We start from the raw sequence: 23,846 nt of genomic DNA, 5'->3' as shown, positions 1-23,846 counted from the left end.
AGGGGTTAAAAGCGATGCGAAAGCCGATTATTGCAGGCAACTGGAAAATGCATAAAACGTTAAAAGAGGCGCTTCAGTTTGTGGAAGAAGTAAAACATGAGGTTCCTTCCAACGAGCAAGTGGATGCCGTTGTATGTGCACCAGCCCTCTTTTTAGCGCATTTAGTTGAGGCGACAAAAGGAACAAATGTAAAAATTGGTGCGCAAAACATGCATTTTGAAGATCAAGGGGCATTTACAGGTGAAATTAGCCCCGTTGCGTTAAAAGATCTCGGTGTGGAGTATGTTATCATCGGGCATTCCGAACGCCGTGAAATGTTTGCGGAAACAGATGAAACAGTCAACAAAAAAGTGCTTGCGGCATTTAAGCACGGACTTGTGCCAATCGTTTGTTGCGGGGAGACATTAGAAGAGCGTGAAAGCAACCGTACAAATGAAGTCGTTCGTGTACAAGTTGAAAAAGCGCTTGAAGGCTTAACAGAAGAACAAGTAAAGCAAGTTGTCATCGCCTATGAGCCAATTTGGGCGATCGGAACAGGAAAATCGTCCACGGCAGACGATGCAAACAACGTATGCGGCTACATTCGCCAAGTCATTGCGAACAAATTCTCACAAGAAGCGGCTGATGCGGTACGCATTCAATACGGTGGTAGCGTAAAGCCGGAAAATATCGGTGCATTTTTAGCGCAAGAACATATTGACGGCGCACTAGTCGGTGGCGCCAGCCTAGAACCACAATCGTTTTTACAACTCGTGGAGGCAGGAAAATGAGCAAACAACCAGTAGCACTAATTATTTTAGATGGGTTTGGACTTCGGGAGGAAACGTTCGGAAATGCGGTGGCGCAGGCGAAAAAGCCGAACTTTGACCGCTATTGGAATGAGTTTCCGCATGCGACGTTAACGGCATGCGGCGAAGCGGTTGGACTTCCAGAGGGGCAAATGGGGAACTCGGAAGTCGGTCACCTAAACATCGGTGCTGGTCGCATTGTGTATCAAAGTTTAACGCGTGTCAATATCGCCATTCGCGAAGGTGAGTTTGAGCGCAACGAAACATTTTTAGCAGCGATGGATCATGTGAAAAAACACGGAACAAATTTGCACATTTTCGGTCTTCTTTCTGACGGTGGTGTGCATAGCCATATTAACCATTTATTCGCTTTACTCAAGCTCGCTGCAAAAGAAGGCGTAAAAAACGTGTATATTCACGGCTTTTTAGATGGACGTGACGTCGGTCCGCAAACGGCGAAAACGTACATTCAACAGCTAAATGAGCAAATCGAACAAATTGGTGTCGGTGAAATCGCGACATTATCGGGTCGTTATTACTCGATGGACCGCGATAAACGTTGGGAGCGTGTCGAAAAAGCGTATCGTGCGATGGTGTATGGAGAAGGTCCAGCATATCGCGATGCGCTTGCGTGCGTCGATGATTCATATGCGAACGGCATTTACGACGAATTCGTATTACCGTCTGTGATCGTACGTGAAGATGGAACGCCAGTCGCAACGATTCAAGATAACGATGCGGTTATTTTCTACAATTTCCGTCCAGATCGTGCGATTCAAATTTCAAACACGTTTACAAACGATGATTTCCGTTCATTCGATCGTGGACCGAAACATCCGAAAAACTTGTTTTTCGTATGCTTAACGCACTTTAGTGAAACAGTAAAAGGGTATGTGGCATTTAAGCCGACGAACCTTGACAATACGCTCGGTGAAGTATTGTCACAAAACGGGTTAAAACAATTGCGCATTGCCGAAACAGAAAAATATCCGCACGTTACATTCTTTATGAGCGGCGGACGTGAAGAAAAGTTCCCTGGCGAAGAGCGCATTTTAATTGATTCGCCAAAAGTAGCCACATACGACTTAAAGCCAGAAATGAGCGCATACGAAGTAACAGAAGCGCTATTAAAAGAAATTGAAGCGGATAAATTCGATGCGATTATTTTAAACTACGCCAATCCGGACATGGTCGGTCACTCTGGAAAATTAGAACCAACGATTAAAGCGGTCGAAGCAGTCGATGAATGTTTAGGAAAAGTCGTCGATGCGATTATTGCAAAAGGCGGTATTGCGATTATTACTGCAGACCACGGAAATGCCGACGAAGTGTTAAATCCAGACGGCAGTCCGAATACGGCGCATACGACAAACCCAGTGCCGGTCATTGTCACGAAAAAAGGCATTACACTTCGTCAAGATGGCATTTTAGGCGACTTAGCGCCAACGATGCTTGATTTGCTCGGATTACAACAACCGAAAGAAATGACAGGAAAAACGTTAATTGTGAAATAAGAAAAGGAGTGATGAACGATGCCAACAATTATTGATATTTATGCTCGTGAAGTATTAGACTCTCGCGGCAATCCGACAGTAGAAGTAGAAGTATATACAGAATCAGGTGCGTTCGGACGTGCCCTTGTACCGAGTGGAGCGTCAACAGGTGAGTATGAAGCGGTTGAATTGCGTGATGGCGACAAAGGTCGCTACCTTGGTAAAGGTGTATTACAAGCAGTGAAAAACGTAAACGAAGTCATCGCGCCAGCATTAATTGGTAGCTACGATGTGACAGAGCAAGTTGCTATCGACCGTGCATTAATTGCGTTAGACGGTACAGAAAATAAAGGAAAATTAGGGGCAAACGCAATTTTAGGCGTTTCAATGGCTGTTGCGCGCGCAGCTGCTGACTACTTAGGCATTCCTCTATATCAATATTTAGGCGGATTTAACGCAAAAACATTGCCAGTGCCAATGATGAACATTTTAAATGGCGGTGCGCATGCAGATAACAACGTTGACATTCAAGAATTTATGATTATGCCAGTTGGCGCACCAAACTTCCGTGAAGCGCTCCGTATGGGTGCGGAAATTTTCCATAGCTTAAAATCAGTGTTAAAAGCGAAAGGCTACAACACCGCTGTTGGTGATGAAGGTGGATTCGCTCCAAACTTAAAATCAAACGAAGAAGCGTTGGAAACAATTATCGAAGCGATTGAAAAAGCAGGCTACAAACCAGGCACAGAAGTGATGCTTGCGATGGACGTGGCATCTTCTGAGCTTTACAACAAAGAAACAGGCAAATACCATTTAGAAGGCGAAGGCGTTGTGAAAACGTCAGAAGAAATGGTTGCTTGGTATGAAGAACTTGTCAACAAATATCCGATCATTTCGATCGAAGACGGCTTAGACGAAAACGACTGGGCTGGTCATAAATTATTAACAGAACGCCTTGGCAAAAAAGTACAACTCGTCGGTGACGATTTATTCGTAACAAATACGAAAAAATTAGCACAAGGTATCGAACAAGGTGTCGGCAACTCGATCTTAATTAAAGTAAACCAAATCGGTACATTAACAGAAACATTTGAAGCGATTGAAATGGCGAAACGCGCAGGTTACACAGCGGTTATTTCTCACCGTTCTGGTGAAACAGAAGATAGCACAATCGCCGACATCGCCGTCGCAACAAACGCAGGTCAAATTAAAACAGGTGCACCTTCACGTACAGACCGCGTTGCAAAATACAACCAATTGCTTCGCATTGAAGATCAATTAGGCGAAACAGCGGTATACGATGGAATAAAAACGTTCTACAACTTGAAGAAGTAAGAAATAAGGATGCCTTCGCATGGGGGCATCCTGTTGTTTTTGTACGTTATGTCGATTTTAGAAGAAGTATGTCGAAGAATACATATAGACAAAGAAAAATGAGTGCCGCTATGATTGAATTGTAAAAAAGGGTTAGGAGAGGAGATTTGAATGATAAATAAAATACTGTAGTTGAGCAATTTTCGTTACAATAATTACCATTTAAAAAGAGACAAACAGGGTACCCCTTATGCCACGTGGAGCTGTTTTTTCACGGTATCAATGGGAATATTTTGTTTCGCTGCACGGTAAATGAACTCCACGAGGCTATGTCCTTTTCTCTTGCGCAGGAGATCGAGCCCATCCGAAAAATCACTGTTCGACTCGAACATGCTGTACATATACGCAAGTTGCACCAAGATCCAATACCGTTTCACCGCCCGACGCCCGCGAACGCGGTATCCATCGAGTTTCAGCTGGTCTTTCGCTTGACGGAAAAAACATTCGATCGACCAACGTGCAGCATAGTAGCGCAAGATCTCTTCATCGCTTAGCTCGCGATCGGTGCTCAAGACGCAATGAAGATGTTTCGGCGTCATCGGCTGATCGGCTTTCCATGCGAGCAGCACCACGGCATCCTTGAGACCGTTCAGAGCACCTTCGTAGCGATACACCCGATAACGCTCTTTTCCCACCGTGACGAGGCGGGTATCCCGTGGCTCCATAGATTTGGCAAATTCCTTTGCTTGAATGGCCGTCCCTTTTGGATAGAGAATCCGATTCGTCTTCAGCATCGCGATGACGTGGAACCCTTTTTTCAAGCAGGCTCCCACGAGGGTTTTCGATGGATACCAAGAGTCCATGAGCACATAAACGGGGCGACTCACATCCAACGAAGAAAGCATCTCGATCGCGAGTTCCCCTTTGCTTTTCCCCGCCGTCTTGTCGTAGAGGCGAAAGGCAAAAGGAAACGCTTGGGTCATCGTATGAACCATGAGCCAAACGAGAGAATGTCCCCAGATCGACTTTTTCTCTGCGTGAGAATAGTGCCAATCACACCCTTGAATGGCGTGTGTTGCCCGTGACGAGGGCTTCGTTTTTTGGCAAATCGTATCATCGATCGAAACAAAAATGGGTTGATTCTCTCGTTTCGAGCTGCGTTCGACACGATGAAGCACCCACTGTTGGAGTTTGCGAAGCAGCGTCTCTTCCTCCCATGGGCTTTTCGTGAAAAAATGGCTCAGTGTCGTGCGATGGTTCGGATGAAAACTCCCATGATGTAGATCGGTCAGCGTTCCCGAAAAGCCCTTTGTAATCATCGCATCCACGATATGAACGAGATGCTTCATGACAGGTTTCGAGAAATAAAGGGCCAACCCCAACATCGTCAAAAACTTGTGGATTCCTTGGTGATGTGCTAATCTATTCATGAGACATGAACCTCCTTGTGAATGGTTTGTTGGCACATCTATTCTAACCAAGGAATCGGGTTCATGTCTTCTTTTTTGTTTGGTTGTAAATTTATGTTAGTAAATTTGCTCATCTACAGTAAAATATTTATTGCAATTTTGGCAGGAGTTTTTGGTCTCTCGTCTGTTTTTATGATAGGTGTCAATTTAGCAAGTGCGACTTCAAATAATACACCCATTGTACAAAAAGAAACATCTACCGCTACGTTTTTGACAATTACACCAACTATTCAAAATGCACAAATTACTCAACAACAAGTGCAGCCTTATGGGATAAAAGGATTCCTAGTTAAACAAGCAATTAAAATTATTAAAGCTGCCATTGATAAAGGCGGAGATGTTTTAAACTATATATTGAAATGGTTTGATGAGGATACAGCAAAATATTTTAATAATAATAAAAGCAAAGTTGTAGAAGCATTAGATGATCTAGAAAGTTGGATTGATGATGCGAATGATTTAGCTCAAAGTACAATTAAAACTAAACTAAATTCCTTATTAATCGAAGCGAGAGTACCTGGTACATATTCGTTACTTATCGCTGATGCTATTGCAAGAACGATTACTTGGTTAATCCTTTAATTTTATATTTTATCAAAACTGATATGAGGAGATAACGATGAGAAAAATTTACGAATACTTATCAATCGAAGAGAAAAAAGAAGCAGTTAAAAGACTAAAACGAGATTTAATAAAATTAGAACAGGAGATATCCGAAAATAAAAGCTCTTTTTCAAGTTTTATATGTGAAGTACTGTACAGTACACGTGATAAATGGAGGTTGGAGATTGAGGAACTAGAACACGAAATAAAATGTCAACTAGACAAATGAGTGTTTCTCATGGTCAACAAGTTAAAAAAGCAGCAACATTCGTCACAGTCCTAGCTTCTGAAAGTAGTGAAGCCTTGGGTCGGAGTTCCAAGGCTTCACTTGTTATATAAGGCACCTCTTAGGAAACATGTAGCTGTTTTTTATAACACAGTTGAAGCTCGATTTGCTTTGTAACGAGCTTCAATGGAATCGGGGACATGTCTCCTGTGTTAATAAAATTTTAGATTTTTTAGGGACTCAAAAAATGGTTTCTGTTCATTTGCATCACCCCTCTCTTTATTCGAATTGTAAAACAAAATCAAGGGGGAAAAAGATGTTTTCGACAAATTTTGCAATCTTGCTGTGGCTTTTTATTTGTCTGTTGTTTCGGAAAATCATCATGACTAAAGTTTTATCCCGTATCTTTTCGTCCGTTGTACAAATGAATCGTGTTGTGTTAAAATGAAACTATTGTGATGTGCGTCGTTGGAGGTGTAAAGTATGCATGCGTTTCTTGTTACGTTACTTGTAATTGTTTGTATTGGAATCATTGCGGTTGTTTTATTGCAATCAGGCCGAAGTGCAGGGCTTTCTGGTGCGATTACCGGCGGTGCTGAACAATTGTTTGGTAAACAGAAAGCACGCGGCATTGATGCGGTGTTACACCGTCTGACTGTTGTGCTTGCGGTGTTGTTTTTCGTATTAACAGTAGCTGTCACTTATTTTGAACTGTAACAGCGGTCCAGCAATGTGGATCGCTTTTTTCGTGGAGAAAGGAGGAATCATTTGTGAAACTTGTTGCACCACAACCGTTTACGTTTGAAGCTGGTGAACGTGCTGTTTTATTATTGCATGGATTTACTGGAAATTCGGCGGATGTTCGTATGCTTGGTCGTTTTTTACAGTCAAAAGGATATACGTGCCACGCTCCAATTTATAAAGGACATGGCGTGCCGCCAGAGGAGCTCGTTCATACCGGCCCGGAAGATTGGTGGCAAGATGTGATAAACGCTTACGAATATTTAAAACAAACCCATGAAAAAATCGCTGTTGTTGGATTATCGCTTGGCGGTGTGTTTTCGTTAAAACTTGGCTATACTGTTCCTGTCGTTGGCATCGTACCAATGTGTGCCCCGATGTATATTAAAAGCGAACAGACGATGTATGAAGGAGTTTTAGCATACGCTCGCGAATATAAAAAGCGAGAAGGAAAAAGCGAGGAGCAAATCGAGCGCGAAATGGCGGAGTTTGCGAAAACGCCGATGAAAACATTGAAAGCACTGCAACAACTTATTGCTGATGTGCGCGATCATTTAGATTTCATTTATGCACCTGTTTTTGTTGTACAAGCGCGTCATGATGACATGATTAACCCAGATAGTGCAAATATTATTTATAACGGCGTCGAGTCTCCCGTAAAACAAATAAAATGGTATGAGGAGTCAGGACACGTCATTACGCTTGATAAAGAAAAAGAACAGCTTCATGAAGACATTTATGCATTTTTAGAATCATTAGATTGGTAATCCTCGAAAGGAGGAAGTAAATGAAGGAAAAATTATTATCGTTTATGCGCGATGAAGCGTATAAACCTCTGACTGTTCAAGAGCTAGAAGAAGCGTTTCATATTACAGACGCAGCCGAATTTAAAGAACTTGTCAAAACACTTGTCGCATTAGAAGAAGAAGGACTAATCGTCCGAACGAGAAGCAATCGGTATGGATTGCCGGAGAAAATGAACTTAATTCGCGGCAAAGTGACCGGCCATGCGAAAGGGTTTGCGTTTGTCATTCCAGAAGATCCGACGCTTGATGACATTTTCATTCCACCGTCGGAATTGAAGAATGCGATGCATGGCGACACCGTTCTTGTGCGTGTCAACGGACAAGCAACGGGGGCGCGTCAAGAAGGGACGATCGTCCGCATTATTGAGCGGGGCATTACAGAAGTCGTCGGTACGTATACAGAAAGCAAAAACTTCGGTTTTGTCATTCCAGACGATAAAAAAATCGTCAACGACATTTTTATTCCGAAACATGCTTCAAACGGTGCGGTTGAAGGGCATAAAGTTGTCGTCCGTTTAACGACGTATCCAGAGGGACGTATTAGTGCAGAAGGGGAAGTTATTAAAATTTTAGGGCATAAAAACGATCCGGGGGTCGATATTTTATCGATTATCCATAAACATGGATTGCCGCTCCAATTCCCAGAAGACGTCATTGCCCATGCGAACAGCATTCCGGATACAATTTCGGAAGAAGATTTACAGGGTCGACGGGACTTACGCAACGAAATGATTGTGACGATTGACGGCGAGGACGCAAAAGATTTAGACGATGCGGTGACCGTAACAAAGTTAGCAAACGGAAATTATAAGTTAGGCGTTCATATTGCCGACGTAAGCCACTATGTGACGGAAGGCTCGCCGATTGACCGCGAAGCATATGAGCGCGGAACGAGCGTTTATTTAGTTGACCGCGTCATTCCGATGATTCCGCATCGCTTGTCAAACGGTATTTGTTCATTAAATCCGAAAGTCGATCGCTTGACGTTGTCGTGCGAGATGGAAATAAACGATCGCGGTGAAGTCGTGAGCCATGAAATTTTTCAAAGCGTTATTCGTACGACTGAACGAATGACGTATACCGATGTGAACCGCATTCTTGTCGATAAAGACGAGGCGCTAAGAGAAAAATACGCTCCGCTTGTGCCGATGTTTGAGTTAATGGCGGAATTGGCGGATATTTTACGCGACAAACGCATGAAGCGCGGTGCAATTGACTTTGATTTTAAAGAAGCGAAAGTGCTTGTCGATGAAAATGGAAAACCGTATGATATCATCTTGCGTGAGCGTTCTGTTGCTGAACGATTAATCGAAGAATTTATGTTAGCGGCAAACGAGACGATTGCAGAACATTTTCATTGGATGAACGTTCCATTTATTTATCGTGTGCATGAAGATCCGAAGCCTGAGAAGCTGCAGCGTTTTTTAGAGTTTATTACGAATTTCGGCTATATTGTCAAAGGAACAGGAAACCAAATTCATCCGCGCGCCTTGCAAGAAGTGTTGGAAGCGGTACGTGGCGAGCCAGAAGAAATGGTCGTATCAACCGTCATGCTCCGGTCGATGAAGCAAGCGCGTTATGATGCTGAAAGTCTAGGTCACTACGGGTTATCAACGGAATTTTATACGCATTTTACATCGCCGATTCGTCGCTACCCAGACTTAATTGTGCATCGCCTTATTCGCACGTATTTAATTAACGGGCAAATCGACGAACAAACGCAGCAAAAATGGGCGGAGAAGCTTCCGGAAATTGCCGAACATACGTCGAATATGGAACGTCGTGCAGTCGAGGCAGAGCGCGAAACAGATGATTTGAAGAAAACAGAGTTTATGGAAGATAAAATTGGCATGGAGTTTGACGGCATTATTAGCTCGGTGACAAACTTTGGATTGTTTGTTGAACTGCCGAATACAATCGAAGGGCTTGTACACGTTAGCTATTTAACGGACGATTATTATCATTACGATGAGCAGCATTATGCGATGATCGGCGAACGAACAGGGAAAGTGTACCGCATCGGTGACGAAATTACGGTGCGCGTCATTAATGTCAATAAAGAGGAGCGCATCGTCGATTTTGAAATTGTCGGTATGAAAGGGCGCAAACGTAAACAAGCGAAAGCTGCTCCAGTCGTCATCGAAGGAAAACAGAAAAAGAAAAAAGAAGAGCAATGGCCAACGAAAAAAACGAAGAAAAAGAAAAAGTTTTATGAAGATATACCAAACATGAAAAAGAAGAAAAAGAAAAAACGATAAGGAAAGCCTCCACTGATGAGGCTTTTCCTTTCTTCTTATTTTTGCTAAAATATTCGTTGTCTGAAGGGAGGGAAACAAATGCCAAAAGGGGAAGGAAAGCTGATCGCTCAAAATAAAAAAGCACATCACGATTATTTCATTGAAGAAACGTACGAAGCAGGACTTGTGTTGCAAGGAACGGAAATTAAGTCGATTCGCGCAGGCAAGGTGAACTTAAAAGATTCATTTGCGAAAGTGGAAAAAGGTGAAGTGTTTTTGCATAATATGCATATTAGTCCGTACGAACAAGGCAACCGTTACAATCATGATCCGTTGCGGACGCGCAAACTACTGCTTCATCGTCGCGAAATTAGCAAGCTCATCGGCTATACAAAAGAACAAGGCTATACGCTCGTGCCGCTCAAGCTATACATTAAAAATGGTTTTGCGAAACTGTTGCTAGGCGTCGGAAAAGGAAAGAAAAAATACGACAAACGGGAAGATATGAAAAAGAAAGAAGCCCAACGCGAAGTCGAACGCGCTTTCCGCGAACGGCAGAAATAAACCCAGTATGTTACAATTGCAAAGCACCTGAAATGTGATATAATAAAAAGTGTCAGCCAGTTATAAAAGCTTAAGCTTCCTTCGTACGTTTCTCTTATACGGGGACGTTACGGATTCGACAGGGGTAGATCGAGCTTAAGCTGCGAGCCGAGGGGATCGTCCTCGTAAAAACGTCACTTAAAGATAACTGGCAAAGAAAACTACGCTTTAGCTGCTTAATTAACGCGGCTAACTCCTACCGCCATCGCCCATGTGGCGGCCTAGGGGTTCATAACAAGTGGGCTACGCCCAAGTCCGCCGTCTGAGGACGAGGGAAGAGAATAATCAGACTAGCTGCTCGGATGCCTGTCGGTAGGCGGAAGAAGCAGCGAAACATAAATATACCGACTACGCTCGTAGACGCTTAAGTGGCGATACCTCTGGACGTGGGTTCGACTCCCACCGTCTCCATACGCTAATGAGAAAACGCTAGAGAGTAAATGCCTCTCTAGCGTTTTATATTTAATAATACCATCCGCCACCATATGGATAAAACGGATATGGACGTGGTGGATAATAATATGGGCGTGGCGGATAAAACGGATAAGGCGTTAATGCGCTGCCGAGCAATCCACCTAGAAAGCCCCCAAAAAACGGTGCACCGAAAAAACCGAAAAACGGTCTGCGACCATACATTTGAGCATTCCCTCCTCGCAAATTCATCATTACATTAACACGATATGCAAGGCGTTTGTCCAATGGTTGGGCTCATCATAAGAAAAACCGACTGCATCAGCAGTCGGCTTTTCTTATTGTATCATATTGTTGTACGGGAATTGGCTCGCATATCCTTGAAATTGTTGATATGATTGTTGTAATTTTTGCTGGTCTGCTTGTTCAAGCGCATACCAACCTTTTTTAAACATTAAGTTGTACAATTCACGTTGACAGTTTTGTGTTTCGGTAAATATATGCAATATTTCGTCATACAAATGTTGATGACTTGCTTCATTTAAAAACGTACAATAACTGTCTGTCATATATTTTTCAGTCGATAACATATCATTAATAAAATCGCGATCGTTCATTTGTGGGGTTTTTGGAATTTGTGTTTCTGGATTTTGCACCTTCATGTTATGTCCTCCTTTATTGCACGTGGGCAGATGGTTGCAATTGATGTAAAAGTTGCTGATAATGACGTTGGTGCATTTGTCCAACGCGATCAATCGCTTGTTTAATTTCTTGATCTTGACATTGAGAAGCGAAAAAATGTGCTTTTTTCATCGCAATCAAATTCCATGAGAGCGCATCCGTTAAATAAAGGGCGTCTTTCGTCGAAATCATTTCAGGCGGTTGAGCCATCATCGCTTGTTGTTGCATGTTCATTTGTTGCTGCATCTGGATCCCTCCTAATAAAATCGCATTCGACTGTATATTGCCCACTTGCTGTATAGTTATACGTATGTAGACAAAAAATACGATTATTCGACAAAAGCATATTCAAGCGATTGAAAACGTGTTACAATACGGGTGGATGCGCTTGCAAAAGGGGGTAAACAACAATGGAGCAGTTGATGCGCGACTTTTTCTTATTTTTGTCAAAAAATAAAACGTTAACAAAATTGGCGAAGCGTTACGGTCTTCGTTTCGGTGCGTCGCGTTTTGTAGCGGGAGAAACAATCGAACAGGCAGTAGAAGTTATTCAACAACTGAATCGTAAAGGACTAGCGGTCACGATCGATTATTTAGGTGAATTTGTTGATAACGAGCAAGAAGCGAATGAAATGGCGAACCATTCGATTGAGGCGATTCGTGCAATTGGTGAAAATAAACTAAATTCACAACTATCATTAAAAATGACGTCGATGGGATTAGACATTTCCGATGAGCTTGTGATGAAAAATATGCGCCGTATTTTAGATGAAGCGAAAGCCCACGGCGTATTCGTTACAATTGATATGGAAGACTATTCTCGTTGTCAAAAAACAATCGATATATTTAAGCAGTTAAAGAAAGAGTATGACAATGTTGGAACGGTATTGCAAGCATATTTGTACCGTACGGAAAAAGACATCGAAGATTTAAATGCGTATCATCCGAATTTACGTCTCGTGAAAGGCGCGTATAAAGAGTCACAGGAAGTCGCTTTTCCAGACAAAAAAGATGTAGATGAAAACTTTAAAAAGATTATTAAGATGCATCTATTAAACGGAAACTATACAGCTGTTGCTACGCACGATGATGAGATAATTGAATACACGAAACAACTCGTGAAGGAATATAACATCCCGAACGATCAATTTGAATTCCAAATGTTATACGGCATTCGTCCAGAGAGACAAGAACAATTAGTACGTGAAGGATACACAATGCGCGTCTACGTTCCATATGGAACCGATTGGTACGGCTATTTTATGCGCCGTTTAGCAGAACGCCCAGCCAACGTGGCATTTGTGTTAAAAGGTATATTCAAAAAATAAAGGTGGGGTGTCCCACCTTTATTCATTTCCCATATTTTCTTTTCCATATTGTTGATTTTGGCTTGTTTTCTTTCCGCCTCCATCACGTTCCACCGTCGGACCAGCATTTCCTTTCACACTTGCAGCGCTTACACCTGCTTTAGACGGGTGTTTTTTCATTTTCATTGCCTCATCACCTCCTTTTGTATCATTTCCTAAATCGTTGACAAAATTCGCTACATTTATTTGTTGCGAAAATTTAAAATATAATTTATATTTAAGATAAAGGAAAAATGAATGACCATTCATTCAATTCGGATAAGGGGGAACGAGCATGCGAATTAAAAAAGCAGCGGTTCTCGGTTCCGGAGTTATGGGATCGGGAATTGCGGCGCATTTAGCGAACGTCGGCATTCCGACATTGTTGTTAGATATTGTACCGAAAGAGTTGACAGCTGAAGAACAAGCAAAAGGATGGACGCTTGAACATAAACAAGTGCGCAATCGCATCGTCAATCAAGCGGTTCAACGTTTATTGAAACAAAAACCAGCGCCACTTATGTCGAAAGACAACTTAGCATTGATCGAAGTCGGTAACTTTGAAGATGACTTTCATCGCTTAGCCGAATGCGATTGGATTATTGAAGTCGTTGTTGAACGACTTGATGTGAAAAAAAGTGTGTTTGAAAAAGTGGATGAAGTCAGAAAGCAAGGAAGTATCGTCAGCTCAAACACGTCCGGCATTTCCATCGAAGCGATGGCCGAAGGACGCTCGGACGATTTTAAAAAGCACTTTTTAGGCACGCACTTTTTCAATCCACCGCGCTATTTAAAACTATTAGAAGTCATTCCGACAAAGCACACTGATCCAGCTGTTGTTACGTTTATGAAACAATTTGGTGAAAATGTGCTTGGCAAAGGCGTCGTTCTTGCGAAAGATACGCCAAATTTTATCGCCAATCGGATCGGTACGTACGGTTTGCTTGTGACGGTACGTGAAATGATGAAAGGCGGCTATAGCGTCGGCGAAGTCGATTCTGTGACAGGCCCATTAATCGGTCGTCCGAAAAGTGCGACGTTCCGCACGCTCGATGTCGTCGGTTTAGACACGTTTATTCATGTAGCTAACAACGTATTCGAAAAAGTAGAAGGCGAAGAAAAAGAAGCGTTTACTGTTCCGTCTTTTATGAAAACGATGGTTGAAAAAGGATGGCTTGGCAGTAAGTCAGGGCAAGGATTTTTCTATAAAAAAGGAAAAGACATTTTTGAATTAAATTATGAAACGCTCGAGTATGAACCGACGAAAAAACTAAAGGCACCGTCGATCGAGATGAGCAAACAAGCAAAAGGAACAGCGAACAAATTGAAAGCGCTTGTATATGCGAACGATCGCGCTGGTCAACTGCTGTGGAATATTTTAAGCCCGACGTTATTATATTCCGCTCAGTTGCTCGGTGAAATCGCAGATGACATCGTAGCGATTGACCGTGCAATGAAATGGGGCTTTGGCTGGGAGCTCGGTCCTTTTGAAACATGGGATGCGATCGGTGTGAAGCAGTCTGTTGAAAAAATGAAAGCGGAAGGTCGTCAAGTACCATCGTGGGTTGAAGATATGCTTGCGAGCGGATATGAGGCGTTTTATAAATACGAGCACGGTCGCGTATCATACTACGATCGTGGACAATATAAGCCGGTTGAAGAAAATGAAAAAGTCATTCACATTCAGCGCTTAAAAGAACAAAAAGGGGTCATTAAGAAAAATAGTGGTGCAAGTTTAATTGACCTTGGTGACGATGTAGCATTACTCGAATTTCATTCACCGAACAACGCCATTGGATTTGACATCGTCCAAATGATTAACTACGCGTTAGAAGAAGTTGACCGCAACTATAAAGGACTTGTCATCGGAAATCAAGGAAAAAACTTCTGTGTCGGCGCGAACCTTGCGATGATTTTAATGGAAGCGCAAGATGATAACTATTTTGAAATTGAAATGGTCGTTCGTCAATTCCAACAAGCGATGATGAATATTAAATATAGCACTAAACCGGTCGTTGTCGCACCATTTGCGATGACGTTAGGCGGTGGAACGGAAATTTGCTTGCCAGCTTCACGCATTCAGGCAGCTGCAGAAACATACATGGGGCTTGTTGAGGTAGGTGTAGGTCTCATTCCAGGCGGTGGTGGAAATAAAGAGCTATACATTAAACATTTAAGCGGCATGCCAAACGGTGTGGAATTTGATTTGCAAAAGGTTGCAAATAAAGTGTTTGAAACGATTGCGATGGCGAAAGTATCGACATCGGCAGCAGAAGCGCGTGAGTTAAATTTCTTAAATGCACAAGATGGTATTTCGATCAATGGTGATCATCTCATTCATGACGCAAAACAAGCTGTATTAGCGCTATATGAGAGCGGATACAAACCGCCGGTGCGTAAAAAAATCCCGGTTGTCGGGGAAACAGGGTATGCGGCGTTGTTGCTTGGCGCTCAAGGCATGTATTATTCAGGCTATATTTCGGAGCATGATTTAAAAATTGCGAAAAAGCTTGCATACGTCATCGCTGGTGGAAGCGTACCGTACGGAACAGAAGTGGACGAACAATATTTGCTTGATTTAGAGCGCGAAGCATTTTTAAGTCTTGTCGGTGAGCCGAAAACGCAAGCGCGCATGCAACATATGCTTGTTAAAGGAAAACCGTTAAGAAACTAAGGGGGGATTGACGTGAAAGAAGCGGTCATCGTTGCCGGGGCGCGCACGCCTGTCGGCAAAGCGAAAAAAGGGACGTTAGCAAACGTCCGCCCGGATGATTTAGGGGCGATTGTTGTTAAAGAAACGTTGAAACGAGCAGGAAACTATGAAGGAAACATTGACGATCTCATTATCGGCTGCGCTATGCCAGAGGCAGAACAAGGGTTGAATATTGCGCGCAACATTGGTGCGCTTGCTGGTTTGCCGTATACAGTGCCAGCGATTACAATTAACCGTTATTGTTCATCAGGATTACAAGCGATCGCTTATGCGGCAGAGCGAATTATGCTTGGGCATGCAGATACCGTCATTGCTGGTGGCGTGGAGTCGATGAGCATGGTTCCAATGATGGGTCATGTCGTACGTCCGAACATGAAGCTCGCAGAAAGTGCGCCAGAGTATTACATGTCGATGGGGCATACAGCTGAGCAAGTCGCGATGAAATATGGGGTGACGCGCGAAGAGCAAGATGCGTTTGCTGTTCGCAGCCATCAAAGAGCAGCAAAAGCGATTGCCGAAGGAAAATTTGTCGATGAAATTGTGCCGGTCGAAGTGACAGTCCGTCATATTGAAAACAATAAATTAGTAGAGAAAAAGATGACGTTTAGTCAAGATGAAGGAGTACGCCCAGATACAAATATGGAAACGCTCGCGAAGTTACGCCCTGCGTTTTCGGTAAACGGAACGGTAACAGCAGGAAACGCTTCCCAAACGAGCGACGGAGCAGCTGCGGTGATGGTGATGGATCACGAAAAAGCGAAAGCGCTCGGTTTACAACCGCTTGGTAAATTCCGCTCGTTTGCTGTTGCAGGTGTTCCACCTGAAGTGATGGGTATCGGTCCGATTGCAGCCATTCCAAAGGCGCTTGAGCTTGCGGGTCTTGAGCTTTCTGATATCGGTTTAATTGAACTAAACGAGGCGTTCGCATCACAATCAATTCAAGTCATTCGCGAACTCGGACTAGATGAAGAAAAAGTAAACGTAAACGGAGGAGCGATCGCCCTCGGTCATCCGCTCGGTTGTACAGGTGCAAAGCTAACGTTGACACTTTTATATGAAATGCGTCGTCGCAACGAACAATTTGGTATTGTCACGATGTGCATTGGCGGCGGTATGGGTGCTGCTGGCGTATTTGAATTATTATAAGAGGGGGAAATAATGATGGAAAAAACATTGAAAGTTGCACAAGGCGGTAGCTTTTTAATTGAAGATGTGTCACCAACGCAAGTGTTTACACCAGAAGATTTTACAGACGAACAGAAAATGATTGCGAAAACGACAGAAGAATTTGTCGTGAATGAAGTGTTACCGCAACTTGAACATTTAGAAAATCATGAGTTTGATCGTTCTGTTGCGCTTTTAAAACAAGCAGGTGAACTCGGATTGCTTGGTGCAGATGTGCCTGAAGAATATGGTGGATTAAGTTTAGATAAAATTAGCTCGGCATTAATTGCTGAAAAAATGGCGCGTGCGGGCGGCTTCTCGATTTCACACGGTGCGCACGTCGGGATCGGCTCGCTTCCAATCGTCTTGTTCGGAACAGAGGAGCAAAAACAAAAATATTTACCGGCACTAGCGACAGGTGAGAAAATTGCTGCTTATGCGTTAACAGAGCCAGGCTCTGGCTCAGATGCGCTCGGTGCGAAAACGACAGCCAAACTAAATGCGGAAGGTACGCATTACGTTTTAAATGGGGAAAAACAATGGATTACAAACGCTGGTTTTGCCGACGTATTCGTCGTCTATGCCAAAGTAGACGGTGAGCATTTCACGGCATTTATCGTTGAGCGCGATTTCCCCGGCGTATCGACAGGAGCAGAAGAAAAGAAAATGGGCATTAAAAGCTCATCGACGCGCACATTAATTTTACAAGATGCGCTCGTTCCGAAAGAAAACGTCCTTGGCGAAATCGGCAAAGGCCACATCATCGCCTTTAACATTTTAAACATCGGCCGTTATAAGCTTGGCGTCGGTGCCGTTGGCGGAGCAAAACGTGCCCTAGAAGTGACGATTCAATACGCCAATCAACGTCAACAATTTAAAACACCAATTTCGAAATTTACATTAACACAAGAAAAATTAGCGACGATGGCGTCGAAATTGTATGCGGCAGAAAGCTCCGTTTACCGTACAGTCGGTTTATTTGAAGCGCGCATGGGACAGTTGACAGATGAACAAGCAAAAGACGGAAAAGAAACGGCAAAAGCGATTGCAGAATACGCGATTGAATGCTCTTTAAACAAAGTGTTTGCGACAGAAATGCTTGACTACGTTGTAGATGAAGGTGTACAAATTCATGGCGGTTACGGCTTTATGCAAGAATACGAAATTGAACGCATGTATCGCGATTCACGTATTAACCGTATTTTTGAAGGAACGAACGAAATTAACCGCCTCCTTGTACCAGGAATGTATTTAAGAAAGGCGATGAAAGGTGAATTGCCGCTTTTACAAAAAGCGCAACAATTACAAGAAGAATTAATGATGTTGATGCCGGAAGAAGTTGGCGATGGCGTGCTTGAACAAGAGAAGTACCTTGTCCGCAATGCGAAAAAAATCGCTTTAATGGTCGCGGGACTGGCGGCGCAAAAATTCGGTCCGAAACTTGAAAAAGAGCAAGAAGTGCTTGTGAATATTGCAGACATCGTTAGCAACGTATATGCGATGGAATCTGCGCTTTTACGCACGGAAAAAGCGATTGCCCAATCTGGCGTTGAGAAAAACAAACAAAAAGTATTGTATACACAAATTTTCTGCCAGGAAGCATTTAACGAAATTGAAGCACATGCAAAAGAAACGATCGTCGCTGTCGAACAAGGTGACATGTTGCGTATGATGCTATCAGCATTGCGTAAATTAACACGTCATACGCCAATCAACATCATTGCGAAAAAACGTGAGGCAGCGCAAGCACTAATTGAAGCTGAACGATATGTTGTGTAATAATGGAAGTACCAGACGCATCGTCTGGTACTTTCTGTTTGTTATATTGTGTATAGATGAGGTCAACAACCCAATGACTAAAATCATGGGCTTGTAAGCCCCATGTTGATCAGACCAAGGCTTGAAACAGAGCCTACGTTATAGATGTCATGACACGTTCGGGTGCTTCTCCATCCCGTTCCTCTGTCGTGCAAGGTTAAACAAGCGTGGTGGGTAGCGCTAGTGTCTTGCACATAACAAGCATCTATAACATGGTCGAGGAGAATATGACCTGCTTTATGCAGAGGAAAGGGGAGAACCCTATGGTTTTTGTGTTAGACACAAACAAACGTCCGCTTGCTCCTTGTCACGAAGCAGTTGCAAGAAAGCTGTTGAAACAAGGGAAGGCGGCGATTTACAGGCGATTTCCATTTACCATCATCTTGAAAAAATCAGTAGACGAATCAGAAATTAAAGCAACATATCGGCTAAAAATCGACTATGGAAGCAGGCATACAGGATTAGCGATTTTGCGAGGACAAGAAGTGGTATGGTTAGGGCAACTTGACCATCGCACAGACATCAAGGAAAGAATAGATAAAAGGCGTGCTTTTCGTCGAGCAAGACGAAATCGAAAAACAAGATACAGAAAACCACGCTTTCTGAACCGCAAGCGAAAGGAGGGATGGTTGCCTCCATCACTAGAGAGTCGTGTGCAAAATATCCAAACATGGGTTAGCCGTCTAAAAAAGTTATGCCCCATTGGACATATATCATACGAAAATGCCAAATTCGACACGCAACTCATGCGAAATCCTGAAATCAGTGGCATTGAGTATCAGCAAGGCACGCTTCAAGGATACGAAGTAAGAGAATACTTGCTTGAAAAGTTTGGACGAAAGTGTTGTTATTGCGGAAAAGAAAACGTTCCACTTGAAGTGGAGCATATTATTCCAAAATCGAGAGGCGGGACAGATCGAATAGATAACCTTTGCCTTGCATGTCGAGATTGCAACCAAAGAAAAGGAAACCAAACAGCAGAAGAGTTCGGCTGTCCACACATTCAAAAACAAGTCAAAGAATCATTAAAAGACACAAGTATCATTAACGCAACAAGATGGAAAGTGTACGAAGTATTAAAGCAGGCAAGATTAGATGTTGAGTGCGGAACAGGTGCACGAACAAAAATGAATCGTATTCGTTTAGGTTTGCCGAAAACACACTATTTTGATGCCTGTTGCGTTGGAGAAAGCACACCAAACCACTTGTACTTCAAAACAAAAGAAGTGTTATTCATCAATGCAAAAGGGCGTGGCAGTCGTTCACGCACAAACCTAGATAGATATGGCTTCCCAAGGGGTTATCTTGCAAGACAAAAGTTCTTCTTTGGCTTCCAAACAGGAGACATGGTTAAGGCTATTGTTCCAAGAGGAAAATACAAAGGCGTGTGGTTTGGTGAAGTGGCATGCAGGAAGACTGGAAATTTCGACATCAAAGGAAAAGACGGTAAACGTATCGCACAAGGAATCAGCTATAAATATATTCAAGTCATTCAGCGATTTGATGGATATACTTACAGAAAGGAGGAAGCGGAACTTGCACAAGGCGCAATTCCTCCCCGTGCCTAAAGGCAGGGGCTTCCTTGCGTGAGTTTCGTGAGAAGATGGTAACATTTTATTGGTATCCAAAGTGCGGCACATGTCGCAAAGCAAAAAAATGGCTAGATGACAACAACATTTCTGTGCAAGCGATACATATTGTTGAGCAGCCTCCGTCAAAAGAGCAGTTGCGGACGTTATATGAAAAAAGTGGGCTTGATTTAAAGAAATTTTTTAATACGAGCGGCATGAAGTATCGTGAACTTGGATTAAAAGACAAATTAAAAACGATGACAGAAGAAGACATGCTGCAATTGTTGTCATCAGACGGGATGTTAATCAAGCGTCCAATCATCACAAATGGCGAGCAAGTTATTGTCGGATTTGACGAACAAAAATATCACGAAATGTTTAAATTATCGTGAAATCATGTTGAAAATCGTGTATGATGAAAAAGAAGATGATATGTTGGAGGGAAAACGATGAGCATTCCAAAAGAGCTACGTTATTCACAAGAACATGAATGGGTGCGTGTCGAAGGAAATACAGTTCGCATTGGGATTACGGACTTTGCCCAGTCAGAACTCGGCGATATCGTATTCGTTGAATTGCCAGAAGTGGGGGCGCAACTGACAGCAAATGAGCCATTTGGTAGCGTGGAGTCAGTGAAAACTGTGTCTGAATTATATGCCCCAATTAGCGGAAAAGTCGTAGCTGTGAACGAAGAGTTAAACGACAACCCAGAGTATGTAAACGAATCACCATATGATAAAGCGTGGATGATCGTCATTGAGCCAAGCGATTTAAGTGAAGTGGACAACCTATTAACGGCAGAACAATACGAACAAATGATTAATCAAGAGTAAAACACACATCACAGGGCACCCTATGACACTGGGGTGTCTTTTTTGTTAAAACAAAAAACAATCGATATTACAAAAGATGTTGTTGGGAAATTTAATGAAAACGGCAACTTTGAGCTGTTTTATGACAACGAATGTGTTGGAGGATTTGTTCAAGAAACGAATAAGTTAAAGTTAAAGCATGGATACCAACAACAAAACAGGCGTATTTTGAAAAGCGTAACAGTTACTGAACATCCAAATATGAAATATGTCGATTGTGACATAGAAGGTGGTTGGTGTTAAGGACAGCGCCATCGCTGTCCTTTTGTATTGAATAAAAGGAGAAAAAGTGTACGATCACGAATATAATATACATAAATGAATGTACAAGGTGATGACGATGGCGATTGTTGAGGTAGAAAAAGTGATTATTGTCGAAGGGCGCTCAGATAAACGAAAAGTCGAAAGCATCATTAGTGAGCCAGTTGAAATTATATGTACAAACGGAACGCTTGGCACCGCCAAACTTGATGAATTAATCGATGCTTTGTACGATAAAGAAGTGTACATTTTAGTCGATTCCGATGAAGCGGGGGAGAAATTACGTCGTCAACTCCGTCGAGAGTTTCCGCATGCTGAGCACTTATATATTGATAAAATGTATCGTGAAGTCGCAGCAGCTCCGAAGCATCATATTGCGGTCGTGTTATTAAGTGCAAATATCGATGTACACGCACAATATTTATAGAAAGTTGTGTCAACAACCCAATGACTAAAGTCATGGGCTTGTAAGCCCCATGTTGACCAGACCAAGGCTTGAAACAGAGCCTACGTTATAGATGTCATGACACGTTCGGGTGCTTCTCCATCCCGTTCCTCTGTCGTGCAAGGTTAAACAAGCGTGGTGGGTAGCGCTAGTGTCTTGCACATAACAAGCATCTATAACATGGTCGAGGAGAATATGACCTGCTTTATGCAGAGGAAAGGGGAGAACCCTATGGTTTTTGTGTTAGACACAAACAAACGTCCGCTTGCTCCTTGTCACGAAGCAGTTGCAAGAAAGCTGTTGAAACAAGGGAAGGCGGCGATTTACAGGCGATTTCCATTTACCATCATCTTGAAAAAATCAGTAGACGAATCAGAAATTAAAGCAACATATCGGCTAAAAATCGACTATGGAAGCAGGCATACAGGATTAGCGATTTTGCGAGGACAAGAAGTGGTATGGTTAGGGCAACTTGACCATCGCACAGACATCAAGGAAAGAATAGATAAAAGGCGTGCTTTTCGTCGAGCAAGACGAAATCGAAAAACAAGATACAGAAAACCACGCTTTCTGAACCGCAAGCGAAAGGAGGGGTGGTTGCCGTCATCACTAGAGAGTCGTGTGCAAAATATCCAAACATGGGTTAACCGCCTAAAGAAATTATGCCCCATTGGGTATATATCATACGAAAATGCCAAATTCGACACGCAACTCATGCGAAATCCTGAAATCAATGGTGTAGAGTATCAACAAGGCACGCTACAAGGATATGAAGTACGGGAGTATTTGCTTGAAAAGTTTGGGCGGAAGTGTTGTTATTGCGGAAAAGAAAATGTTCCACTTGAAGTGGAGCATATCATTCCAAAATCGAGAGGTGGAACAGACCGAGTGGATAACCTATGTCTTGCCTGTCATGACTGTAATCAGCGCAAAGGAAGTAAGACAGCAGAAGAATTCGGGTATCCGCACATTCAAAAGCAAGTCAAAGAATCATTAAAGGATACAAGTGCTATCAACTCGACAAGATGGAAAGTGTATGAAGTGTTAAAGCAGACAGGATTAGATGTCGAGTGTGGAACAGGTGCACGAACAAAAATGAATCGTATTCGTTTAGACTTGCCGAAAACACATTATTTTGACGCTTGTTGTGTAGGCGAAAGCACAACAAATCACTTATATTTCAAAACAAAAGAAGTGTTATTTATCAAGGCAAAAGGGCGTGGTAGTCGCTCTCGTACAAACCTAGATAGATATGGCTTCCCAAGAGGTTATCTTGCAAGACAAAAATTCTTCTTTGGTTTTCAAACAGGGGACATGGTTAAGGCTGTTGTCCCAAGAGGGAAATATCAAGGCGTTTGGTTTGGCGAAGTCGCATGTAGAAAGACTGGAAGTTTCGATATTAAAGGCAAGGACGGAAAGCGTATCGCACAAGGAATAAATTATAGATATGTCCAAGTCATTCAGCGATTTGACGGATATGCTTATGGAAAGGGGGTGGCGGAACTTGCGTAAGGTGCAATTCCTCCCCGTGCCTAAAGGCAGGGGCTTCCTTGCGTAGGTTTCGTGATCGTTGTGAAAGTTGTCTATATGTACACGCCATTATGTGGAACATGTCAAGTGGCAAGTCGTATGGTTGATGTACTTGAGCAGTTATTGCCATCTGTTACATTTGAACGTCAAGATTTAAACTACGTGCCGGACAAAGCGGTTGAGTGGTGCATCGAAAGCGTTCCGTGTTTACTTATTTTTCAACATGATAAACTTGTACAAAAAATATATGCTTTTCATTCTGTTCCATATTTATACGAAACGTTGCGAAAGCTGGCTGAATAAAGCCAGCTTTCGACATATTTCTTGGGAAATTGACGAGGAAACGAGACATTTGTCGAGCGTTTATAGCAGGAACTACTCGCATTTATATGGAAACAATGGATATTGAGAAATATGGAACGGGGGCGGTTAAATGAACATGTTAGCGCCGATTTTGCCGAGTGATTGTTTATATATTCAACTACAATGGGAGAGTCGAGAAGTATTATTATGCATATCGAAAGAAGGGATTCGTCGCGTAGAAGAGGTAGATGGCGAGCGAGTCATTACGATTCGTGGTTCGGCACAGGCAATTATGTCGCTATTGCAAGGGTCTTTAAAACTACAGCAACAACTGCGATTAAACGAATTGTCCGTCACAGCATCGTTTCGTCACATTTTATTGTTAGAGTCGATCTTTTTCCTTGCCAAGCCGTATGATGTTGTTCGTTGACGAGCAATATGTATCGTGTTA

The 23,846-nt window shown here is 42.8% G+C and carries 26 protein-coding genes and 1 other RNA gene; 22 read left to right on the top strand and 5 right to left on the bottom strand.

The genetic code is table 11. The features are described 5' to 3' along the window. Positions 1 to 14 precede the first annotated feature (14 nt). Genes tpiA through eno form a run of 3 tightly spaced genes read left to right on the top strand, consistent with a single transcriptional unit; the run spans position 15 to position 3,616 of the window. Positions 15 to 770, top strand: coding sequence for a triose-phosphate isomerase (tpiA, locus tag NSS60_RS12995; RefSeq protein WP_004892489.1), 756 nt, complete (start codon positions 15 to 17; stop codon positions 768 to 770). Next, the gene (gpmI, locus tag NSS60_RS12990; RefSeq protein WP_004892486.1) at positions 767 to 2,302 is read left to right on the top strand and encodes a 2,3-bisphosphoglycerate-independent phosphoglycerate mutase; all 1,536 of its coding nucleotides are present in this window, start codon (positions 767 to 769) and stop codon (positions 2,300 to 2,302) included. The genes tpiA and gpmI overlap by 4 nt, the downstream gene beginning before the upstream one ends. 18 nt (positions 2,303 to 2,320) lie before the next feature. Beyond that, complete coding sequence (eno, locus tag NSS60_RS12985; protein ID WP_004892483.1) at positions 2,321 to 3,616, top strand: phosphopyruvate hydratase; 1,296 nt, start codon at positions 2,321 to 2,323, stop codon at positions 3,614 to 3,616. A 227-nt stretch (positions 3,617 to 3,843) separates the two neighbouring features. Here eno and NSS60_RS12980 read toward each other — a convergent pair whose 3' ends face one another. Then, the gene (locus NSS60_RS12980) at positions 3,844 to 5,025 is read right to left on the bottom strand and encodes an IS701 family transposase (protein ID WP_088223650.1); all 1,182 of its coding nucleotides are present in this window, start codon (positions 5,023 to 5,025) and stop codon (positions 3,844 to 3,846) included. A gap of 93 nt (positions 5,026 to 5,118) precedes the next feature. Here NSS60_RS12980 and NSS60_RS12975 point away from each other — a divergent pair, with 93 nt between their 5' ends. From NSS60_RS12975 to ssrA, 7 genes are all read left to right on the top strand, one after another. Then, entirely contained in the window at positions 5,119 to 5,646 is a 528-nt protein-coding gene (locus tag NSS60_RS12975) for a hypothetical protein (RefSeq protein WP_230456218.1), read from the top strand. Between the two features lie 37 nt (positions 5,647 to 5,683). Next, on the top strand, positions 5,684 to 5,896 hold the full coding sequence (locus NSS60_RS12970) for a hypothetical protein (RefSeq protein ID WP_004892480.1): 213 nt from the start codon (positions 5,684 to 5,686) through the stop codon (positions 5,894 to 5,896). A gap of 480 nt (positions 5,897 to 6,376) precedes the next feature. After that, on the top strand, positions 6,377 to 6,610 hold the full coding sequence (secG, locus tag NSS60_RS12965) for a preprotein translocase subunit SecG (RefSeq protein WP_004892478.1): 234 nt from the start codon (positions 6,377 to 6,379) through the stop codon (positions 6,608 to 6,610). Between the two features lie 53 nt (positions 6,611 to 6,663). Then, positions 6,664 to 7,401 carry an alpha/beta hydrolase gene (locus tag NSS60_RS12960; protein WP_004892476.1) on the top strand — a complete coding sequence of 246 codons (738 nt, stop codon included), beginning with the start codon at positions 6,664 to 6,666 and terminating at the stop codon, positions 7,399 to 7,401. Positions 7,402 to 7,421: 20 nt separating this feature from the next. Next, on the top strand, positions 7,422 to 9,698 hold the full coding sequence (gene rnr, locus NSS60_RS12955) for a ribonuclease R (protein WP_064214201.1): 2,277 nt from the start codon (positions 7,422 to 7,424) through the stop codon (positions 9,696 to 9,698). Positions 9,699 to 9,776: 78 nt separating this feature from the next. Beyond that, a complete protein-coding gene (gene smpB, locus NSS60_RS12950; RefSeq protein ID WP_004892472.1) occupies positions 9,777 to 10,241 on the top strand; it encodes an SsrA-binding protein SmpB in 465 nt (154 codons plus the stop codon). Positions 10,242 to 10,341: 100 nt separating this feature from the next. Continuing rightward, positions 10,342 to 10,694: a transfer-messenger RNA gene (gene ssrA, locus NSS60_RS12945) on the top strand. A 48-nt stretch (positions 10,695 to 10,742) separates the two neighbouring features. Here the strand turns inward: ssrA and NSS60_RS12940 are convergent. From NSS60_RS12940 to NSS60_RS12930, 3 genes are all read right to left on the bottom strand, one after another. Beyond that, positions 10,743 to 10,916 carry a hypothetical protein gene (locus tag NSS60_RS12940; protein WP_009362281.1) on the bottom strand — a complete coding sequence of 58 codons (174 nt, stop codon included), beginning with the start codon at positions 10,914 to 10,916 and terminating at the stop codon, positions 10,743 to 10,745. A 113-nt stretch (positions 10,917 to 11,029) separates the two neighbouring features. After that, a complete protein-coding gene (locus tag NSS60_RS12935; RefSeq protein WP_004892464.1) occupies positions 11,030 to 11,353 on the bottom strand; it encodes a spore coat protein in 324 nt (107 codons plus the stop codon). A 13-nt stretch (positions 11,354 to 11,366) separates the two neighbouring features. Next, positions 11,367 to 11,618 carry a hypothetical protein gene (locus NSS60_RS12930; protein WP_004892462.1) on the bottom strand — a complete coding sequence of 84 codons (252 nt, stop codon included), beginning with the start codon at positions 11,616 to 11,618 and terminating at the stop codon, positions 11,367 to 11,369. Between the two features lie 164 nt (positions 11,619 to 11,782). On the opposite strand from NSS60_RS12930, the gene NSS60_RS12925 reads away from it, so the two are divergent. Next, positions 11,783 to 12,700, top strand: a complete 918-nt coding sequence (locus NSS60_RS12925; protein WP_004892460.1) for a proline dehydrogenase family protein — start codon at positions 11,783 to 11,785, stop codon at positions 12,698 to 12,700. An 18-nt stretch (positions 12,701 to 12,718) separates the two neighbouring features. Here the strand turns inward: NSS60_RS12925 and NSS60_RS12920 are convergent, their stop codons facing one another. Beyond that, positions 12,719 to 12,865, bottom strand: coding sequence for a YuzL family protein (locus NSS60_RS12920; protein ID WP_009362277.1), 147 nt, complete (start codon positions 12,863 to 12,865; stop codon positions 12,719 to 12,721). A 148-nt stretch (positions 12,866 to 13,013) separates the two neighbouring features. On the opposite strand from NSS60_RS12920, the gene NSS60_RS12915 reads away from it, so the two are divergent. From NSS60_RS12915 to NSS60_RS12865, 11 genes are all read left to right on the top strand, one after another. After that, positions 13,014 to 15,392, top strand: coding sequence for a 3-hydroxyacyl-CoA dehydrogenase/enoyl-CoA hydratase family protein (locus tag NSS60_RS12915; RefSeq protein ID WP_064214154.1), 2,379 nt, complete (start codon positions 13,014 to 13,016; stop codon positions 15,390 to 15,392). Positions 15,393 to 15,404: 12 nt separating this feature from the next. Next, positions 15,405 to 16,577 carry an acetyl-CoA C-acetyltransferase gene (locus NSS60_RS12910; protein WP_004892453.1) on the top strand — a complete coding sequence of 391 codons (1,173 nt, stop codon included), beginning with the start codon at positions 15,405 to 15,407 and terminating at the stop codon, positions 16,575 to 16,577. 15 nt (positions 16,578 to 16,592) lie between these two features. Then, positions 16,593 to 18,374: an acyl-CoA dehydrogenase family protein gene (locus NSS60_RS12905; RefSeq protein WP_004892449.1), complete on the top strand. Its 1,782-nt coding sequence runs from the start codon at positions 16,593 to 16,595 to the stop codon at positions 18,372 to 18,374. Positions 18,375 to 18,676: 302 nt separating this feature from the next. Continuing rightward, entirely contained in the window at positions 18,677 to 19,981 is a 1,305-nt protein-coding gene (gene iscB, locus NSS60_RS12900; protein WP_340720893.1) for an RNA-guided endonuclease IscB, read from the top strand. Between the two features lie 35 nt (positions 19,982 to 20,016). After that, complete coding sequence (locus NSS60_RS12895) at positions 20,017 to 20,376, top strand: arsenate reductase family protein (RefSeq protein ID WP_004892444.1); 360 nt, start codon at positions 20,017 to 20,019, stop codon at positions 20,374 to 20,376. A 57-nt stretch (positions 20,377 to 20,433) separates the two neighbouring features. After that, complete coding sequence (gcvH, locus tag NSS60_RS12890) at positions 20,434 to 20,817, top strand: glycine cleavage system protein GcvH (protein WP_004892441.1); 384 nt, start codon at positions 20,434 to 20,436, stop codon at positions 20,815 to 20,817. Between the two features lie 33 nt (positions 20,818 to 20,850). After that, positions 20,851 to 21,099: a YusG family protein gene (locus NSS60_RS12885; RefSeq protein WP_004892436.1), complete on the top strand. Its 249-nt coding sequence runs from the start codon at positions 20,851 to 20,853 to the stop codon at positions 21,097 to 21,099. 97 nt (positions 21,100 to 21,196) lie between these two features. Then, the gene (locus NSS60_RS12880) at positions 21,197 to 21,544 is read left to right on the top strand and encodes a toprim domain-containing protein (protein ID WP_004892434.1); all 348 of its coding nucleotides are present in this window, start codon (positions 21,197 to 21,199) and stop codon (positions 21,542 to 21,544) included. A 249-nt stretch (positions 21,545 to 21,793) separates the two neighbouring features. After that, positions 21,794 to 23,074 (top strand): RNA-guided endonuclease IscB, encoded by a 1,281-nt coding sequence (gene iscB, locus NSS60_RS12875; RefSeq protein WP_088223485.1) that lies wholly within the window; start codon positions 21,794 to 21,796, stop codon positions 23,072 to 23,074. Between the two features lie 51 nt (positions 23,075 to 23,125). After that, positions 23,126 to 23,395 carry a thioredoxin family protein gene (locus NSS60_RS12870; RefSeq protein ID WP_004892431.1) on the top strand — a complete coding sequence of 90 codons (270 nt, stop codon included), beginning with the start codon at positions 23,126 to 23,128 and terminating at the stop codon, positions 23,393 to 23,395. Positions 23,396 to 23,525: 130 nt separating this feature from the next. Continuing rightward, positions 23,526 to 23,825, top strand: a complete 300-nt coding sequence (locus tag NSS60_RS12865) for a hypothetical protein (RefSeq protein ID WP_004892428.1) — start codon at positions 23,526 to 23,528, stop codon at positions 23,823 to 23,825. Positions 23,826 to 23,846: the final 21 nt, after the last annotated feature.

It is taken from the genome of Anoxybacillus sp. FSL W8-0382, assembly GCF_038003845.1.
Classification (GTDB): domain Bacteria; phylum Bacillota; class Bacilli; order Bacillales; family Anoxybacillaceae; genus Anoxybacillus; species Anoxybacillus flavithermus_G.
The sequence above is the reverse complement of the archived record's forward strand: the minus strand, read 5'-3'. Positions and strand labels throughout refer to the sequence as shown.

Excerpts from the sequence above, each read along its gene's own strand:
- secG (WP_004892478.1), top strand. The coding sequence starts at position 6,377 with ATGCATGCGTTTCTTGTTACGTTACTTGTAATTGTTTGTATTGGAATC.
- NSS60_RS12980 (WP_088223650.1), bottom strand. The coding sequence starts at position 5,025 with ATGAATAGATTAGCACATCACCAAGGAATCCACAAGTTTTTGACGATG.
- NSS60_RS12925 (WP_004892460.1), top strand. The coding sequence starts at position 11,783 with ATGGAGCAGTTGATGCGCGACTTTTTCTTATTTTTGTCAAAAAATAAA.
- iscB (WP_340720893.1), top strand. The coding sequence starts at position 18,677 with ATGGTTTTTGTGTTAGACACAAACAAACGTCCGCTTGCTCCTTGTCAC.
- NSS60_RS12880 (WP_004892434.1), top strand. The coding sequence starts at position 21,197 with ATGGCGATTGTTGAGGTAGAAAAAGTGATTATTGTCGAAGGGCGCTCA.
- NSS60_RS12970 (WP_004892480.1), top strand. The coding sequence starts at position 5,684 with ATGAGAAAAATTTACGAATACTTATCAATCGAAGAGAAAAAAGAAGCA.
- NSS60_RS12930 (WP_004892462.1), bottom strand. The coding sequence starts at position 11,618 with ATGCAGCAACAAATGAACATGCAACAACAAGCGATGATGGCTCAACCG.
- NSS60_RS12920 (WP_009362277.1), bottom strand. The coding sequence starts at position 12,865 with ATGAAAATGAAAAAACACCCGTCTAAAGCAGGTGTAAGCGCTGCAAGT.
- gcvH (WP_004892441.1), top strand. The coding sequence starts at position 20,434 with ATGAGCATTCCAAAAGAGCTACGTTATTCACAAGAACATGAATGGGTG.
- tpiA (WP_004892489.1), top strand. The coding sequence starts at position 15 with ATGCGAAAGCCGATTATTGCAGGCAACTGGAAAATGCATAAAACGTTA.
- NSS60_RS12895 (WP_004892444.1), top strand. The coding sequence starts at position 20,017 with ATGGTAACATTTTATTGGTATCCAAAGTGCGGCACATGTCGCAAAGCA.
- smpB (WP_004892472.1), top strand. The coding sequence starts at position 9,777 with ATGCCAAAAGGGGAAGGAAAGCTGATCGCTCAAAATAAAAAAGCACAT.
- NSS60_RS12915 (WP_064214154.1), top strand. The coding sequence starts at position 13,014 with ATGCGAATTAAAAAAGCAGCGGTTCTCGGTTCCGGAGTTATGGGATCG.
- iscB (WP_088223485.1), top strand. The coding sequence starts at position 21,794 with ATGGTTTTTGTGTTAGACACAAACAAACGTCCGCTTGCTCCTTGTCAC.
- NSS60_RS12935 (WP_004892464.1), bottom strand. The coding sequence starts at position 11,353 with ATGAAGGTGCAAAATCCAGAAACACAAATTCCAAAAACCCCACAAATG.
- eno (WP_004892483.1), top strand. The coding sequence starts at position 2,321 with ATGCCAACAATTATTGATATTTATGCTCGTGAAGTATTAGACTCTCGC.
- rnr (WP_064214201.1), top strand. The coding sequence starts at position 7,422 with ATGAAGGAAAAATTATTATCGTTTATGCGCGATGAAGCGTATAAACCT.
- NSS60_RS12975 (WP_230456218.1), top strand. The coding sequence starts at position 5,119 with ATGTTAGTAAATTTGCTCATCTACAGTAAAATATTTATTGCAATTTTG.
- NSS60_RS12940 (WP_009362281.1), bottom strand. The coding sequence starts at position 10,916 with ATGTATGGTCGCAGACCGTTTTTCGGTTTTTTCGGTGCACCGTTTTTT.
- NSS60_RS12865 (WP_004892428.1), top strand. The coding sequence starts at position 23,526 with ATGAACATGTTAGCGCCGATTTTGCCGAGTGATTGTTTATATATTCAA.
- gpmI (WP_004892486.1), top strand. The coding sequence starts at position 767 with ATGAGCAAACAACCAGTAGCACTAATTATTTTAGATGGGTTTGGACTT.
- NSS60_RS12905 (WP_004892449.1), top strand. The coding sequence starts at position 16,593 with ATGGAAAAAACATTGAAAGTTGCACAAGGCGGTAGCTTTTTAATTGAA.